Annotated in this window: 13 protein-coding genes; 9 read left to right on the top strand and 4 right to left on the bottom strand. The window is 65.4% G+C overall.

Annotated elements, in window-relative coordinates:
- Window positions 1–14: 14 nt before the first annotated feature.
- Together PMO31116_RS01905 and PMO31116_RS01900 are read left to right on the top strand one after the other, a co-directional pair.
- Complete coding sequence (locus PMO31116_RS01905) at window positions 15–689, top strand: response regulator (RefSeq protein WP_023595804.1); 675 nt, start codon at window positions 15–17, stop codon at window positions 687–689.
- 29 nt (window positions 690–718) lie between these two features.
- Window positions 719–4,102, top strand: a complete 3,384-nt coding sequence (locus PMO31116_RS01900) for a hybrid sensor histidine kinase/response regulator (RefSeq protein ID WP_150565208.1) — start codon at window positions 719–721, stop codon at window positions 4,100–4,102.
- Between the two features lie 24 nt (window positions 4,103–4,126).
- Here the strand turns inward: PMO31116_RS01900 and PMO31116_RS01895 are convergent, their stop codons facing one another.
- Window positions 4,127–5,032, bottom strand: a complete 906-nt coding sequence (locus PMO31116_RS01895; protein WP_150565207.1) for a LysR family transcriptional regulator — start codon at window positions 5,030–5,032, stop codon at window positions 4,127–4,129.
- Between the two features lie 114 nt (window positions 5,033–5,146).
- Between PMO31116_RS01895 and hmgA the strand changes: the two genes are divergently transcribed.
- Complete coding sequence (gene hmgA, locus PMO31116_RS01890) at window positions 5,147–6,466, top strand: homogentisate 1,2-dioxygenase (RefSeq protein WP_150565206.1); 1,320 nt, start codon at window positions 5,147–5,149, stop codon at window positions 6,464–6,466.
- A gap of 104 nt (window positions 6,467–6,570) precedes the next feature.
- Window positions 6,571–7,845, top strand: coding sequence for a fumarylacetoacetase (fahA, locus tag PMO31116_RS01885; RefSeq protein WP_150565205.1), 1,275 nt, complete (start codon window positions 6,571–6,573; stop codon window positions 7,843–7,845).
- 696 nt (window positions 7,846–8,541) lie between these two features.
- Here fahA and ydiK read toward each other — a convergent pair.
- Entirely contained in the window at window positions 8,542–9,777 is a 1,236-nt protein-coding gene (gene ydiK / locus PMO31116_RS01880; protein ID WP_246185100.1) for an AI-2E family transporter YdiK, read from the bottom strand.
- A 129-nt stretch (window positions 9,778–9,906) separates the two neighbouring features.
- Window positions 9,907–11,034: a hypothetical protein gene (locus PMO31116_RS01875; RefSeq protein ID WP_425494752.1), complete on the bottom strand. Its 1,128-nt coding sequence runs from the start codon at window positions 11,032–11,034 to the stop codon at window positions 9,907–9,909.
- 156 nt (window positions 11,035–11,190) lie between these two features.
- Here PMO31116_RS01875 and PMO31116_RS24385 point away from each other — a divergent pair, with 156 nt between their 5' ends.
- Window positions 11,191–11,442: a hypothetical protein gene (locus PMO31116_RS24385; protein WP_425494751.1), complete on the top strand. Its 252-nt coding sequence runs from the start codon at window positions 11,191–11,193 to the stop codon at window positions 11,440–11,442.
- A gap of 599 nt (window positions 11,443–12,041) precedes the next feature.
- Here PMO31116_RS24385 and astE read toward each other — a convergent pair.
- Window positions 12,042–13,082: a succinylglutamate desuccinylase gene (gene astE, locus PMO31116_RS01870; protein ID WP_150565203.1), complete on the bottom strand. Its 1,041-nt coding sequence runs from the start codon at window positions 13,080–13,082 to the stop codon at window positions 12,042–12,044.
- A gap of 199 nt (window positions 13,083–13,281) precedes the next feature.
- On the opposite strand from astE, the gene astD reads away from it, so the two are divergent.
- The 4 genes from astD to PMO31116_RS01850 all read left to right on the top strand — a co-directional run bounded on the left by astD (window position 13,282) and on the right by PMO31116_RS01850 (window position 17,324).
- Entirely contained in the window at window positions 13,282–14,763 is a 1,482-nt protein-coding gene (gene astD / locus PMO31116_RS01865; RefSeq protein WP_150565202.1) for a succinylglutamate-semialdehyde dehydrogenase, read from the top strand.
- Between the two features lie 56 nt (window positions 14,764–14,819).
- On the top strand, window positions 14,820–16,184 hold the full coding sequence (gene astB, locus PMO31116_RS01860) for an N-succinylarginine dihydrolase (RefSeq protein ID WP_150565201.1): 1,365 nt from the start codon (window positions 14,820–14,822) through the stop codon (window positions 16,182–16,184).
- Between the two features lie 70 nt (window positions 16,185–16,254).
- On the top strand, window positions 16,255–16,821 hold the full coding sequence (locus PMO31116_RS01855) for an NADPH-dependent FMN reductase (RefSeq protein ID WP_150565200.1): 567 nt from the start codon (window positions 16,255–16,257) through the stop codon (window positions 16,819–16,821).
- 200 nt (window positions 16,822–17,021) lie between these two features.
- Window positions 17,022–17,324 (top strand): DUF1488 family protein, encoded by a 303-nt coding sequence (locus PMO31116_RS01850; protein WP_150565199.1) that lies wholly within the window; start codon window positions 17,022–17,024, stop codon window positions 17,322–17,324.
- Window positions 17,325–17,359: the final 35 nt, after the last annotated feature.

The following is a 17,359-nucleotide window of genomic DNA, read 5'->3' as shown; positions in this document are numbered from 1 at the left end:
AAAGGATTCCGCACATGATGGTGAAAATTCTGATTGCCGACGATCACCCGATCGTTGCCTCGACGCTGCGTGAAATGCTTTCCCCGGATCCGGGCTTTCACGTGCTCCCGCCGGTTTCGAATTCGACCGAGCTTTTCAAGGCGCTCGAGACGAATTCCGTCGACGTCCTGATCACTGACTATTGCATGCCGGGCGGTGCGTTCGGTGACGGTCTGGTCATGATCAATCGCGTGAGACGCAAGTATCCCGACGTGAAGATCATCGTGTTCACGTCGATCGAGCAACCGGCCATTATTCACGCGCTCGACAGTTGCGGCGTGCTCGGTGTGATGACCAAGTCCGACGACCTTCGCGAGATCACCGTCTGCGTCGAGCGCTGCCGCCGGGGCATGAGCTATCGCGGCGGGCGAGCCGAGCAGATTCTCGAAGAACAAATGCGTCGTAAGCCGACCGCACGCCGTCCGCTGTCTCCCAAGGAGATGGAGGTGCTGCGAATGTACCTGGACGGTCAGAACGTGTCGCAGATTGCAGGCGCGCTCAAGCGTTCGGCCAAGACGATCAACAACCAGAAGCGCATGGCCATGTGCAAGTTGGGCTGCCGGACCGACATGGAATTGTTCAAGCTCCACGTGTCGAGCCCGGTGCAGTTTTCGCGTGACGGCGAGACCGAAACGCCGAGTGCCGCCTGAGCGCGTTACCCCATCGGACATTGGAGCATATGCCCGCCAGAACGATGACGCGTGACATCGCGATCGCCGGCCGCCTGCTGCGTATCGGCGGCCTGCTCGCACTTCTTTTCGGCTTGTCGGTCTGGGTGGCGGCGGTCTCTTACGCGTTGTTCGGCACCTTGTGGCAAAGCGGCCAGAAGACCGAGTCCTTCTTCGCCGCCGTCGGCCGTGAAATTCGCGATCTCGAGATCTTCAACGAGCAGGCCCGTGCCATGGCGCAGGCCACCCAGGCCAGCAAGGTGCGTCAGGGCGGGGCCACGCAGGCACTGACCGATCGCATTTTGCAGCCGCTGCTCGGCATGAGCGCCGGCAGCGCACGCCGAATCAGCGGCGTGGGATGGGACAGCGAGTTCGAGATCGTCAAGCTGGCGGACATTACCCCCGAACGCGCCGAACGCTACGCGCGCCTGACGCTGCGACTCATGGTGCTCGACGCCAACTTCTGGAGTCCGCTCGACGGTCAGGACGAAACCTTCATCATTTCCGCGGACGGGGCCTTCGCGGCCTATCGACCGGCGATCGGGCGCGCGTCGTTCACGCCATCGAAGCTGGCGAACGACACGCAGGCGATGATCGCCGAGATCAACAAGGTGGAGCGGTATCACGCGCGCATCCGGGGCAACAGCGAAGGCCCGTTCTGGACCTACAATTACGAACATCCTGTCACCCATCTGAAGACCGTATCGAGCTTCGTGCCGATTCGCGATCTGGATGGCCACTTGGTGCTCTACGTCGGTACCAGCATGTCGCCGGACATGATCGTGCCGCCGCGCATGCGCAATCTGGAACGCTCGGGCGAAGCGCTGCAGCTGATCTCGGAAGACGGGCTCATCATTGCGAGTGCCGGCCAGCCGCTCGCCTCGCTGGGCAATCTGCGAACGCTAGTGACATTGCCGCTCTTCGGCGGCGCACAGATGACGCTGCGCTCCGACGGTCAACGCCTTGTCTTCGAGCGTCGGCTGTCGTCCACGCCGTGGTTCGTGCGCTACGCGGTTCGTCCGAAGGAACTGCTGCGCGAGAACGCCACGCTGCTGCTCGGCGCAACCCTCTTGCTGTGTCTCTACGCGGCGGGCGTGTTCGCCGGGATGCGATATATGCGACAGCGCATCATCGAGCCGGCGCGCCAGCGCACGAAGGCGCTGCTCGAGCGAGACGCCTTCACCCAGACCCTCATCGAGACCGCGCCGGTCGGCATGGCGATCATCGACCCGTTCGAGCCGGCCGTGGTCATGAGCAATCCGGCGTATGCCGGCACCGTCGATCTGTTGCGTCATCTCGGTGACGGAGAGCTCACGCGCATGTACCGCCAATTGCACAGCGGCGTGGTCGCGCGGCCCGTGCGACGTTTGCTCAGTGCGATGGACGACGCGGGAGAGCGCCACTATGCCGTGAGTTTCGTCGATACGGTCTTTCGCGAGCAGCCGGTCCTGATCGGCACGCTGTCGGACGTCACGGAGCAACGCCGGTTCGAGCTCGAGCAGCGCAAGGCGCGCCTGGCGGCGGAAAGCGCGAATCGCGCGAAAGACGTCTTTCTGACCACGGTGAGCCACGAAATGCGTACGCCGTTGTATGGCACGCTGGCGTCCCTTGAGCTGTTGAGTGCACAGAACCTGGGCGACGATCATCGATATTACGTCGACGTGATGGAGAGCTCGACGCGCAACCTGCTCGATCTCATCAACGACCTGCTCGACTACTCGCGCATTCAGGTGGGGCGCTTCGAGCTGAACTCGCGCGACGGTTCCCTGCTCAAGGAGCTCGAAGCGGTCGGGTTGTCGTTCACCGGCCGTGCGCGATTGCAGGGGCTGACGCTCGACTGGATGATCGATCCCCAGTTGTCCCGCGCAGTCCACACCGACGCGCTGCGCCTTGGCCAGGTCGTCACGAATCTCGTCGGCAACGCGATCAAGTTCACCGAGAAGGGCCACGTGGCGTTCAGTGCGATGATCACGCGCGCCGACATGCAGGGGTGCGACGTCGCGTTCGCTGTCAGCGACAGCGGCGTCGGCATTGCGGCGGCGGATCTCGCTGACTTGTTCAAGCCCTTCGGCAAAAGCACGACGGAGCCGGGCATGCAGCACGGCACGGGATTAGGGTTGGCCATCTCGCATCAGTTCGTCGGCATGCTGGGTGGCGTGCTTCAGGTCGACAGCAAGGAAGGCGAGGGCACGACGATGCGCTTCACGCTGCGCCTGCCGTGGGCACCCGACAGCGAGGCGCCGGCCGTCGTTGCCGCGGGCGAAACGTTCGCGTATGTCAGCGCATTACCCCGCAGGCATTGGTATCTCGAAGCGCTGATTCGCCGCGCGGGCTATGAGCCCATGCAATACAGCGACGCCGTGACTTGGTCCACCGGCCCCGGGCGCTCGCAGGACGCCGGCTTGCTCCTGTTCGCCGACGAATGGCCGGTGCGGGGGATGGCCGGCGCACAGGTCTATCTGCTGCGGGCCACACCGGTGGACCGCCCGGCGGGCAGTATGCCGTCATGGCCGAAGGACATTGCGTTGCTGCAACAGGCGGAGCTTTGGGAGGCGTTGGGCGCGGTGCCACGTCGAGGGCATGCGGCATCCGGCGGCATGCAGGACGCCGCCCATGCACAGACGCGTGTGCGACCACTGGCGGGGTGGTATGTGCTCGTCGCCGACGATCATCCGATCAGCGGCATGTTGCTCTCGCGTCAACTTGAGGGGCTTGGGGCGATGGTCGACTGCTACCACGATCCGCGCGAAGCGCTCGATGCGTTCGACGCGGAATCGCACATGCTTGTCATCACCGACGCGAACATGCCGCATGTGTCGGGCCACGCGCTGGCCACCGAGATCAAGTCGAGGGCGCCGCACGTGCCGGTCGTGGTGGCCACGGCGGATGTGACGCTGCGCAACGATCGCGATGCGAGGTCGCCCTACGACGCTGTCGTCTACAAGCCAGTGGACGCCCGTTCGTTGCTTCGCGTGATCGAACTCGTGCGCACGCGCTATCCGGCGCTTTGCGTCGACATTACCCCGTTGCCCGATTCGGCGCGCCCGGTGGAAAGCACGCCCGAGCCGGCGCCAGAACCGGCGGCGGCCAAGGAGTGGCGCTTGCCGCTCTCGGACATGCTTGATACGTTCGTGAAGATCGCGGATCAGGACATAGCGAACTGCCGGACGGCATTGACCGAACTGTCGCGCGAGACGCTGCGGCATTCGGCGCACAGGCTGCGTGGCGGCTTCATGGCGTTCGGCCTGAGTTCACTCGCGTCGCTCGCGGCGCAGTTGGAACATTTGGCGCCGCAGGCGTCGACCGGACAGATGGAGGCGGCGTTCGATGCGCTCGACGTCGCGTGGAATGACTGGCTTCGCGCGCAAGCGCACGCCATCACGAGCGACGCCTGACGCGACCATCGCGAGGCGTTGCGGCTATTCCACGAAGTGTTCGGAAATCAACTGCCGCAGCCACTGGTTGCCGGCATCCTGATGGTATCGCCGGTGCCAGAACACGTTCGTCTGCAAGGCGGGAAGACGCACGGGCGGCTTGACGAATCGCAAGCCGAACGGGGCAGCGGCACGCTCGGCGAACTTCTGCGGTACCGTGACGACGAGGTCGTTCGCGCTCACCACATACGGCACGGCGATGAAGTGCGGTACCCAGAAGTTGGCGTCGGCACCGAAGCCCGCTTGCGCGAGCAATTGGTTGACGCGTGCGTATGGATTGTCGCCCGTGGCGACGAACAGGTGTCGGGCCGCCTGGAACTCCTTGAGTCCTGCGCGTCCGCTGTCCAGCGCGTGGCCGATGCGAAACATGCTCACGTACCGTTGGCTGAACAGCCGGCGTTGGTAGAACGGCCCGGTCAGATCGTCGAACGCCCCGACGGCCAGGTCGATGCGCCCGGCCGCCATGGCTTCCTTCAGGTCGGGCAGGGTCGTTCGCACAGTGCGCACCCTTACCCCCGGTGCCAGCCGCGTGCACAAATCGACCAACGCCGGCATGAAGTACACCTCCCCGACGTCTGTCATCGCCAATGTGAATTCCCGCTGACTGCTTGCCGGATCGAACGCTTCCCGGTGGTTGATCGCCCGCGAAATACCCGAGAGCGCCGCGGAAACGGGTTCGGCAAGTGCCTCGGCAAACGGGGTTGGCTGCATGCCGGCCCCGGTGCGCGTGAACAACTCGTCGTCAAAGGTCTGGCGCAGACGCGCCAGGCCATTGCTCACGGCCGGCTGCGACAGACCCAGTTCGCGTGCTGCCTGGGAGATGCTCCGATGCGTCAGCACGGCGTGAAAAACGACCAACAGGTTCAAATCGACGTCACGTAAGGAAATCATGGCTCGGCGATTGATATTCGCATTATGAATAGAGTGGATTTGTCTATTTATATCGCAAAATTTGGTGGCATGTCGGACAATAAGCGCATTCGAAATCAGGAGACGAGGCCATTCATGCGCCAAGCAGACCAAATCCAGGGGGAACTGGGCTATCTGTCCGGTTTTGCCAACGAGTTCGCGACCGAGGCGCTTCCCGGAGCATTGCCGATCGGGCAGAACTCGCCGCAACGGGCGCCGTACGGCCTCTACGCGGAACAACTCTCCGGCACGGCATTCACGGCGCCGCGCGGCCATAACCGCCGTTCGTGGGTGTATCGGATTCGTCCGGCCGCCATGCACAAGCCCTTTTCGGCAATGGAGCAGACGCGTTGGCTGAGCCGTTTCGACGCGGTGCCGACGCCGCCGAATCAGATGCGCTGGGATCCGCTGCCGATGCCCGATGCACCGACCGATTTCGTCGACGGCATGGTGACGATGGCAGGCAACGGCGGACCGGATAGCGGTCATGGCTGCGGTATCCATATCTACGCCGCCAACAAGTCGATGGACGGCCGATTCTTCTACAACGCCGACGGTGAATTGCTGATCGTGCCGCAGGAAGGGCGTTTGCGCATCGCCACCGAATTCGGCGTACTCGAAGTGGAACCGTACGAGATCGCCGTGCTGCCGCGTGGCGTGCGTTTCCGCGTCGCGCTGCCGGACGGCCGCGCCCGCGGGTATGTGTGCGAGAACTACGGTGCCCTGTTCCGTCTGCCGGATCTGGGCGTGATCGGCTCGAATGGCCTGGCAAATCCGCGCGACTTTCTCACGCCGGTGGCGGCCTACGAGGACGTGGAAGGCGACTTCGAACTGGTGGCGAAGTTCGGCGGCGCCCTGTGGCGTGCCGAAATCGGCCATTCGCCACTCGATGTGGTCGCCTGGCACGGCAATTACGCGCCGTACAAGTACGATCTGCGTCGCTTCAACACGATCGGTTCGATCAGTTACGATCACCCGGATCCGTCGATTTTCCTGGTGTTGCAATCGCAGAGCAATGCGCCGGGGGTGGACGATATCGATTTCGTGATTTTCCCGCCGCGCTGGTTGGCGATGGAGCATTCGTTCCGTCCGCCCTGGTTCCATCGCAACATCGCCAGCGAGTTCATGGGCCTGATCCACGGCGTGTACGACGCCAAGGCCGAGGGGTTCGTGCCGGGCGGTGCGAGCCTGCACAACTGCATGTCGGGCCACGGCCCGGATGCGGATACGTTCGAGAAGGCGTCCGTCGCCGATACGAGCAAGCCGCACAAGGTCGACGCGACCATGGCATTCATGTTCGAGACGCCCGCGGTGATCCATCCCACGCGTTTTGCGCTCGAGACCAAGCAGCTGCAGGACAACTACTACACCTGCTGGCAGGGCCTGAAGAAGCACTTCAACCCTGACCAGAAGTAAGCCGCGCCTGTCGCGCCACGACATTACTGAACCCTGAGACGGCCGGCTGCCTGCACCTTGTGCGGGTTGCCGGCCGCAGCGCTCCCTCGAAGAAGGAACTCCACATGTCTGCACTTCCGCAAAGCTGGGTCGCGTCTGCCAACACCGGCAAGACGGATTTCCCGCTGCAAAACCTGCCGTACGGCGTATTCAGCACCGTATCGCAACCGACGCCGCGTGTTGGCGTGGCCATCGGCGACCAAGTGCTCGATCTGGCTGCGCTCGAATCGGCCGGCGTACTCCAGGCGGGGCCCTCGCCGGTCTTCGCGCAATCGTCGATCAACGCCTTTGTCGCGCTGGGCAGCGCTGCCTGGCGCGCGACGCGAGCACGGCTCACCTCGCTGCTGGCCGCCGATGGCGACGCCGCACTGCGTGAGAATGCCGCGTTGCGCGCGAAAGCGCTGGTGCCGCTCGCCGAAGCCACGCTGCATCTGCCGGTGCAAATCCCGGGCTACACCGATTTCTACTCGTCGAAGGAACACGCCACGAACGTGGGCAGCATGTTCCGCGACCCTGCCAACGCATTGTTGCCGAACTGGCTCGAGATCCCGATCGGATACAACGGCCGTGCCAGCTCGGTGGTGGTGAGCGGCACAAACATCCACCGTCCGAACGGGCAGATCAAGCTGCCGGATCAGCCGCGCCCGATTTTCGACGGTTGCCGCAAGCTGGACTTCGAACTCGAAACCGGCTTCATCGTCGGTCGCGAGACGGCGCTCGGCGAATCGCTGAGTGTGGATGCCGCCGAGGCCGCCATCTTCGGCATGGTGATTCTCAACGACTGGTCGGCTCGCGATCTGCAACAGTGGGAATATGTGCCGCTCGGCCCGTTCAACGCCAAGACGTTCGGCACGTCGATCTCGCCGTGGGTCGTGACGATGGAGGCGCTCGAGCCGTTCCGCGTGGCGGGTCCCGAACAGAATCCGGAGCCGCTGCCGTACCTCCGCCAAGCCGGCAAGCATGCCTTCGACATCGAACTCGAGGTGCTCATGCAGGCCGAAGGCGATGCCCAGCCGACTTCCATTTGCCGCACCAATTTCCGCCACATGTACTGGAGCATGGCGCAGCAATTCGCGCATCACACCGTCTCCGGCTGCAATGTGCGTGTGGGCGACCTGATGGGCTCGGGCACGATCAGCGGGCCGACGCCCGATTCGTTCGGCAGCCTGCTCGAGTTGACCTGGAACGGCAAGAACCCGATCACCCTCGCCAGCGGCGCCAAGCGTACCTTCATCGAGGACGGCGATACGGTCGTGATGACGGGTTGGTGCCAGGGCGACGGCTATCGCATCGGTTTCGGCGAAGTCGCGGGCAAGATTCTGCCTGCCAGGGCGCAATAACGAGCGAACCGGAACGTGAGACCCGTCATGCGTCAATAGACCCGGTCAGGTCTCATCGACGCTCGTCCAGAGCCGTCGCGGCGCCGGGACTCACACCGGTCGCCGCGTTCGGGAACGCACAGCGCGCTGCGCCGGTTCGCCGGCCGGCGCGCTTGTCTTTTCCGCGCACGCCATGGACGTCCGCACTTGAGGCGGCGAGATGGGGGGCGACGGAAAGCGCAGCCACCACGGATTGACGCGCGCGACGAGCAGGCTGGCGCTCACGCGGCAACGGGTAGGGGTGTAGGCAAGTTCGTTGCCGACGCGGCGCAATAGCGGTGGGTCGCCGAGGCGTGCCCTGCGCGGAACGCGCGGCGCGCGTGCCTTGTGCTGGGCGGGTGCCGTGCCTCGTCGCCCTGACGATGGCGATGGCGCGGATCGGTTGGCCGGCATTGGACCTGCCTGCGAGAGGTGCACGGACGACGGGGCTTGCGACGCGTGTGGGGCGTTGGAGGCGCGGCGGGCGCGAGAGACATGCGAGGCGCGCAAGGAATCCGCTGCGTTGTGTGACATTCAAGCTCTCCTGAATCGTATGAGTAGGAGAGCATTTGGCCACGTCCAGGCAAAGTGCGACAGGTGAAGCGATCTGAAAAAACGGTCCGATTTGCGTGACGAGGCGGCTTTTCGGGGCACGCAAATCGGCTGGCAGGGGCAGGGTTACGACCTCGGATCGCCGGGGCGCATCCCGGTCGTCGGCGCCTTTGCGACGGCGTCGGTGCCAGACGCATCGTCGTCGCTCGACTTACCCGGCGTGACCGGCACGGCCGTCGCAGCGGTGGCTGCCGCCGAAGACGACGAAGAAGACGATGAGGGCGCCCCGCTGGGCGCCAGCGGTGGGCGATTCAGCCCTTCATTGATCCACGCCGTCAGCAACGTATAGGTCACGGCGAGAATCACCGGCCCGACGAACAGGCCGACGATACCGAACGTCAGCATGCCGCCGAGCACGCCGGCGAGAATCAGCGTCATGGGCAGGTCGGCGCCACGGCGGATGAGCATGGGGCGCATGACATTGTCGAGCATGCCGATGAACACCGAGAGCACCAGCAGAAGCGTGGCGAGGGTGGGGCTGTCCTGCCAGTAAAGCCAGGCGACGCTCGAGAGCAACACCGGAAACGGCCCGATCTGCGCGATGCACAGCACGAGCATCAACGCGGTCAGGAAGCCGGGAAGCGGCACACCCGTGAGCCACAATCCGAGCCCGCCGAGCAGCGATTGCGTCACGGCGGTCACGACGATGCCCAGAGCCACCGCGCGAATCGACATGCCGGCCAATCGCACCGACTCCTCGCCGCGGTCACCGCCCAGTCGACGCGCCATGCGAATGAGCGCGCGCGCCGCACGTTCGCCTTGCATGAACAAAATGCCGGAGATGATGAGCGTCAGGCCGAGGTGGACGACGAGCAATCCGATCGACCCGAGTTTTGCGAATCCCCATGACGCCGCCTTGGCTGCGTAAGGCTGAATCTTCGCGACCAGCCCGTCGGGCCCCGCAGCGGCCAGGGTCTGCCACTCCTCGCTGGCGCGCTGGCCAATCACCGGCAGGCGGGCTAGCCAGTCGGGCGGCATCGGCAGGCCGCGCTGACCGAACGCATGCACCTGTTCGCTGATATCCGACGCATGACCGATCAATGTGCCGATCGCGGCCGATAGCGGTGCGACGACGATGATGAGCATGCCGATGATCATGACTGTGGTCGCGAGCCAGCGCTTGCCCCACAGTCGCTTTTGCAGGCCGACCAGCAGCGGCCAGGTCGATGCGACGATCGTGACCGCCCAGATGAAGGCTGGGAGGAAGGGCAACAGGACCCATAAGGTGCCGATCATCAACAGGCTGAGCACGAGGATGACCAGCAGGTTACGGGCGAGTTCGCTCGGGGTGGTGGAAAGCATAGGCGCTCCGGCAGGCAGGGGGTGACGCGTCGTGCGGTGCGTCCGGCAAGGGATTCATGCGCAGTGATTGCGCTCTGGGAGCAAGATGCCACGCCGGGCCGGCCACGGCAAGTATGCTGCAACACTTCGTCACAAAGGCGTCGAGCGGGGCGCCTCGTCCGTCGACGAAGACGAAGATCGTCGACCCGGCGCGACGCAGGTGCCGTGCCTGCGCGATTGGGACTTCGACACCGGCGGCGCACGAAGCGCGCGCTGCGAGGGCGCGGCGAGGGGAAAGCATGGGATGGCGTCCGCGATGTCGGTGCTGGGCATCGGCAGGAAGACGGAATCGTCGCCCGACGTGTCGCCGGGGTCAGTGAGCGAGTCGCTTGCGTTGCCGGGGAGCGCGGGCCGGCCGAGCGGGCTGTCAGGCGTCTCGGCATACGAACTGGCCGACGCGCGGCCCGAGTCGGCCAGCGATGTCACGGTGGTGGTGCTGACCTTCGGACGACCGCGCCGGCGAGTGTATGCGGTGGCCATGTCGTCGTTTCGCCCGGCCATCGTTTGCAACGCCACGATGCCGCCGATCAGTCCGTACAGCACACCGAGCACGGACAGGCCGTGCCAGTCGACGTCGGTCCCCTGCTGGCCCGATGCGGCGGGCGCCGATGTGGCGTTGGCCGGTAGGGGGGCACCGAACTCGGCCATTGCCTCGCTATCCTGAGCCGTTGCTGCGCTGTCGTGCAAGGTCGACAGGAAATAGAAGCCCAGTGTCAACGTGACCCATATCGCTTTCGGAGCGGTCGAGCGTACCAGTCCCGAGAATTGATGCCAGACGGACGGCCAGCCGCCGATGGCGCCCGAGTCGGCGGTGGTGCGACAGATGAGGTCGGCAAAGCGGTCCTGGATGGCGATTTCCAGCGCCGCGTACTCCTGCGGCATCGAGAGACGGTCGATGGCGGGGCCGAGCACGGCCCCGGGAATCGGGGCGAGCAGAATTTCGAGCGCGGAGTGAATCGTGTTGCCGAAACGGTGCGACATCAGTCCCGGAACGCACGCCGTCAGTCCGGCTTCGGCGACCACGCGTGCCAGGTTGCGCAGCAGTCCGTAGCACAGCACGAAGGCGCCAACGTGCCCGAGCACTTCGCGCACCGGACAACGAAGCATGCGCGCCAGGGCCTCTTGCGCCTGCGCTGGCGTGGCACGTCCCAGACGACTGGCGAACGTGGGATGGGCGGCGCTGAAGCGCGCCATGCCAATCAGATTGACGAGTACCACGCCCAACGCTTCCACCGGTGGCCATAATGCGGACCGGGAACGCCCCGGATCGACGAGATCGGCGAGCATCGACAGCAGTGTCGAGCCGAGCGCAAACGGCAACGCGTCGCGCTCAAGCCCTATACGCGTGGCGCGCCATGAAAGTCCGGGGTGCTCGTGGCGAATGAGCTCGCCCAGACGCTGCCGGAACTTTTCGGCGTCCAGTCCGCGCTGCGCCAGGATCTGCGCCTCTACCCGCAGGTGCGGCTGCAGATTGTCGAACCAGACAGGATTGGGCCGGTTGTCCGACGCGCGGCCCGTGTTGCCGCTTACCGGCGCCGCACGGTAGCGGTGCAGGCGTTCGAACCGGCGCAGGGCGGGCAGCGCGACGTCGTCGCGAAGCGCGGTGTAGATCTGCTCGGCGCGTAAAGCACTGTCACCGCCGACGCGCCGAATCGTCGGGCTTGCCGCCGCCTCGCCCGAGACTTGCGGCGGTGCAGGGCGACGCGCCACCAATTGCCTCTCGTCATGCCGCGCCCGCACGCGTGACGCCGCTGCTGCAGGGCTCGGTCGACTGGCCGACGTGCCAACCGTCGTCTGCCGCGCGTGTGCGAAATCGTCGGCGAGGCCGACATGGCGGGCGACGTTCGGCGTCGAGGGGGCGTGATTCGCGTAGATGTGGAGGGGCGTCGAGCTTGCGGATTGCGAGGAGAACCATGAGTTGGGCATGTCGTCGATGGACAGCCGGGCACACGCAAATCCCTTTGCCCGCGCCGCTTGCCGCCATTTCGCAGATGAAAAGATGTCGGCGATGGTACCTGCATCCCCTGGCCGCGACGACGCCCATTCGCGCGTTTGAAAACGTTCATGCGCGAAGCTGCGTAGTGAGCTGCGTAGGGAGCCGCGTAGTGAGCTGGCCAGGGGTGCGGCCCCGCGAGCGTGTGCATCGCAGGCCCACATGCGCTTCGCTTTCCTCCTGGCGGCCTGGTGTCAACGCGATCCGTCGCCCCGTTGTCCCGTGTGCGGGCTCAGTCCGGCACGACCATCACGCCGGCGCGCAAGCCGTTGGCGACATTCGGATTGGGAAACACGATGCGCTCTTCCGGGTGCGAGACGATGTACGTGTTCTCGCCATCGCGTGCGAGCACCGTGCCGGCCGGGTAGGGGGTGAAATTCGGCGTGTCGGCGGGGACGTCGAGCACGAACGCGTCGGTGTGTCGAACGATTTCCGCCGCGACGCGAAAACGCTGCGCCTGCCGGGTCTGGCCATCGTCGCGTGTCCCCATCTCCTCGCCCGAGAGCCAGCGCCGCAGCGCGGCATCGATGCCGGCGAAGTCGGCGAGCCGGTTCTGGCCGAAAGGCGCCACCTTGCCGAGTTCGAGCGTGCAGCTCTCGGCGCCGAAGCGCGCGCAGGTGTAATAGGAGAACGTCGCGGAGGGTTGCTCGGTCAGCATGATGGCATCGATGTCGGCGGCGGCGAGCGTGTCGAGCCACTCATCGTCCGGCGTATGCCGCGCGGTGCCGGGCACCACCGCGAAGCGCGGAAACAGCGAGGCGCGGATCGCCGTGTGCATGTCCACATGGCGGCGCTTGCGGCGCACCCCGTCGACGCCGGAGAAGAACTGCGCCACCACGACCTCGAGCTCTCTCGCGCGCTGTACGGCCGGGGATTCGGCGCGCGTGGCGTGAGCGCCCTGGAACAGCCGGTTGAGGTCGTACTCGAGATAGCGCTTGCCCGCCCGCACGGCGTCGGGGTTGCCGAGGACGACGAGCACGCGCTCGCGCAACGTCAGGCGTGCGTCGGCGATATCGCGCAATATACCGTCGACGATTTCGATCGGCGCCGTTTCGTCGCCGTGTATGCCGCAAGACAGAATCGCATCGAAGCGATGGCCGTGCGTCGGATCACCCGTCGCGGCCGGAGTCAGTTCAAGCACGCCCTCCGCGTGGCGTTGCCAGCGAACGCCGCAGGGGTCGATGCCTTCGCCGTGAGGGGCATCTGGCGATTCATGCGAATCGCGTACGTCGCTTAGCCAACGACGCAGGGGCGAGCGATCAGCATCGGTCATGGTGGGGAATCTCCGGAAACTCAGGCCCTCATTCTATGCGTGTCTTCGCGATGACCGTGATCTGACGCGGATGATGTCGGTCTGACGCGGGCTTGGCGCAACGTGCGACGCGCGCGCATTGTTCCGGCTGTCGAATCCGTGTCATCATGGTCCGCATTGCACGCCACATTATCGGGCGTGGCCTCGGGAATTGACGTTCATGGCCGATCTCTATATCGAAGGTCTTTGGCGCGGCGCCGGCGGGGCGGAACTCCAATCGGTCGATCCCGTGTCGGGCGACGTCGTCTGGCGCGGGCACGCGGCCGATGCGGCGGATGTCGATGCCGCCGTGCAGGCCGCGCGACGCGCACAGCACGATTGGTCGCGTTGGCGACTCGAAGAGCGACTTGCGGTATTGCAGCGCTTTGCCGCGCTAGTGACGGAACGAACGCAGTCGCTGGCGGATGCCATTGGCCGAGAGACCGGCAAGCCGCTGTGGGAAGCGCGCACGGAAGTGGCGACCATGTCCGCCAAGGTTGCGCATTCGGCGAAGGCCCATGAGGAGCGCACGGGAGAGCGACGCAGCGCCGTCGCGGACGCTCGTGGTGTTGTTCGACATCGCGCGCATGGCGTCATGGCGGTCTTCGGCCCCTACAACTTCCCCGGGCATCTGCCTAACGGGCACATCGTGCCCGCGCTGCTCGCGGGCAATACGGTGGTGTTCAAGCCTAGCGAACTGGCGCCCGGCGTGGCCGAGCAAACGGTGCAATGCTGGATCGACGCCGGCGTTCCGCCCGGTGTGCTCAATCTTGTGCAGGGCGCACGCGATACGGGTGTCGCGCTCGCCGCGCACGACGGGATCGACGGCGTGTGCTTCACCGGAAGCTCCGCCACGGGGCGCGCGCTGCACCAGCAATTCGCGGGACGTCCCGAGAAGATCCTGGCACTGGAGATGGGCGGCAACAATCCGCTGGTTCTCGACGTCGTCGGCGATCTCGATGCGGCTGTGCACGTCGCCGTTCAGTCAGCGTTCCTGTCGGCCGGGCAACGTTGCACCTGTGCACGCCGCCTGATCGTGCCGCGCGGGGCGCAGGGCGATGCTTTCATCGAACGGCTGGCGTTCGTCACCCGGCGCATCGCCGTCGGGCGCTACGATGCCGACCCTCAGCCGTTCATGGGGGCCGTCGTCTCGTTGCAGGCGGCGCGCCGCATGATCGCCGCGCAGGCGGAACTGATGGGGCTTGGGGCGCGTATCGTCGTGCCGCTGGTGCAACCCGACGGGAGAAACGCATTGCTCTCCCCCGGCATCATCGACGTGAGCGCGCTCGCGGCGCGCGATGCGCTGCCGGACGAAGAGTATTTCGGCCCGCTGTTGCAACTGCTGCGCTACGACACGTTCGACGAGGCGATCGCGCTGGCGAACCGCACGCGCTACGGGTTGGCCGCGGGCCTGTTGTCGGACGATCCATCTCGCCATGCGCAGTTTCTCGCCGAAATCCGAGCGGGCATCGTCAACTGGAACCGGCCGACGACCGGGGCCGCCGGCAGCGCCCCGTTCGGCGGCATCGGGGCGTCGGGCAATCATCGGCCCAGCGCCTGGTACGCAGCGGATTACTGCGCGTACCCAATCGCATCGATGGAGGCCGATCACCCGGTCATGCCCGAGGCCCTGAGCCCGGGGCTGGACTTCGCGGCGGCCTGACCGCATGCTCGCTCCACGACGTCGCTTCTCCGTTACTTCGTTATTCAGGAATCGTCATGACGCGTTTTGCCATCGAAGCCAACTTCGACGGATTGGTCGGCCCCACGCATAACTACGCGGGGTTGTCGTTCGGCAACGTTGCTTCGGCGAACAACGCCAATCGGGTCTCCAACCCGCGCGAGGCGGCCTTGCAGGGGCTGGCCAAGATGAAGGCGCTGGCCGACCTCGGTTATGCGCAGGGAGTATTGCCGCCTCAGGAGCGTCCTTCGGTGGCGTTGCTTCGCACGCTGGGGTTCTCCGGCAGCGACGGGGCGATCATTCGCGAGGCCGCGCGCACCGCGCCCACGTTGCTGGGTGCCGCGTGTTCGGCGGCGAGCATGTGGACGGCGAACGCGGCAACGGTGAGCCCGTCGGCCGACACCGCCGACGGCCGGGTGCATTTCACGGCGGCCAACCTTTGCAGCAAGCTGCACCGGGCTATCGAACACGACACCACGTCGTGCGTGCTGCGCGCCGCGTTTGCCGACGCCTCGCATTTCGCGCATCACGACGCCCTTCCGGGCTGGCCGTCGCTGGGCGACGAGGGGGCGGCCAATCACACGCGCCTGTGCGGCACCTACGGTGAGCGCGGCGTCGAGTTCTTCGTGTACGGCCGTGACGATCTCTCGAGCGCGCCCGCACCGCGCCGCTTCCCCGCGCGTCAGACACTACAGGCCAGCCAGGCGATTGCGCGGCTGCACGGGCTGGCCGAGGACGATGTGGTGTTCGCGCAGCAACATCCTGACGCCATCGACGCCGGTGTTTTCCACAACGACGTGATCGCCGTGGGCAACGGCAACCTCCTGTTCTGCCACGCGCAGGCGTTCGTCGATCAACCGGCGGTGCTGGCACGGCTGCGCGAGCGGCTTGCCGCGCGCGGTACCGAGTTGGAGGTGATCGAAGTATCGTCCGACGCCGTCTGCCTTGAAGACGCGGTCGGGAGCTATCTTTTCAACAGCCAGTTGCTTGCCCGCCCCCTGGCCGCAGGGGGTGGAATGCGACTGGTCGTGCCGCAGGAGTGCCGCGAGCGTACGCCGGTCTGGCGCTACCTCGAATCGCTCGTGGCCGGCGACAGCCCGATTCGCGAGCTGCATGTCTTCGATCTGCGCGAGAGCATGCGCAACGGCGGAGGGCCGGCATGCCTGCGGCTTCGCGTGGTGCTGACGGAGCAGGAGCGACGGGCCGTGCACGCCGGACTTTGGATCGACGACGCGCGCTATGCCGCGTTGACCGACTGGGTCAAGCGCCACTATCGAGACCGGCTGGCCGTGAGCGATCTGGCCGACCCGGCGCTGCTCGACGAATGCCGCACCGCGCTCGACGACCTCACGCGCCTGCTGGGTCTTGGCACCGATTTCTACCCGTTCCAGCGCAACGCCTGATGCCAAGTCGGGGGCGCTTGTGCACGCGGTTCCGTTTGCTGTGTGTCTTTATCTCAGAGGAGTGGATTCGATGACCACGATCATTGGTTTGTCCGGCAGCCTGCGCAAGGGCTCTTTCAACACGGCGCTGCTGGAGGCAGCCAAAGCGGTGACGCCGGCGGGCGTCACGCTCGACATTCGCACGCTGCACGGCATTCCGCTTTACGACGGCGATGTCGAGGCGAGCGAGGGAATTCCTGCGGCCGTCACCACGCTCAAGGACGCCATTGCGCGCGCCGACGGCGTGCTCCTGTCGACCCCCGAGTACAACAACGGCATGCCGGGCGTGTTCAAGAATGCCATCGATTGGCTATCGCGACCGCCTGCCGATAGCGCGCGGGTGTTTCGCGGCAAGCCGATAGCGATCATGGGGGCGTCGCCCGGCGGCTTCGGCACGATCCTCAGCCAGGACGCATGGCTGCCGGTGCTTCGCACGCTCCAGACGACCCCGTGGTGGCAGGGCCGGTTGATGGTGTCGCATGCCAACAAGGTCATCGACGCCGACGGCAAGCTGCAGGACGATGCGGTGCGCCAGCAATTGACCGCCTTCGTCGAAGGCTTCGTGACGTTCCTGAGGCAGGGAAATGCGCAGGGTTGATTAAATGAATTTAAATCAATGATTTGCGCGGATATTGTGAGGTGATTTGTTAGATGTGCGGGTGACGCGAACCTACCCCAATCGCCGTGGCCGAACGGATAAGGGATGCGATTTACCCATTGTCCGGCGATGCACTATGCTGGATGGAACGTGTCGGCCGACACGTCGATCGCGTCCTGCCATCAACCCGGGGTATCGCCATGCAAATCGAGTTTCCGGATCACCGTCCCGTGTTCAACTATGAGGACCTGACGATCGAATTTGCGGTGGTCGTGAATGGCCGCCCGATCGATTGCGCGGTATCCGCCGAAGCGCTGGAGGATCATTTCGGCGCTTATTCGGCGCGCGCGGACGATCTGCTCCATGCCTTCGAACACGGTCGCAGTCATATCGAGGCGCTAACGCGTCAGTACTTGTCGATGGGGCTTGCCGGCCCAGTGCTGCTGCGCAGCGGGCATTTTCGCTGGGTGCGCGAGGCTCGGCGCCAGGAGGCGGGGCGATAGCCAAGACGGGTGCCGCCTTGTCGTCGACGATGTTG

This window comes from Pandoraea morbifera, assembly GCF_902459575.1.
Classification (GTDB): domain Bacteria; phylum Pseudomonadota; class Gammaproteobacteria; order Burkholderiales; family Burkholderiaceae; genus Pandoraea; species Pandoraea morbifera.
The sequence above is the reverse complement of the archived record's forward strand: the minus strand, read 5'-3'. Positions and strand labels throughout refer to the sequence as shown.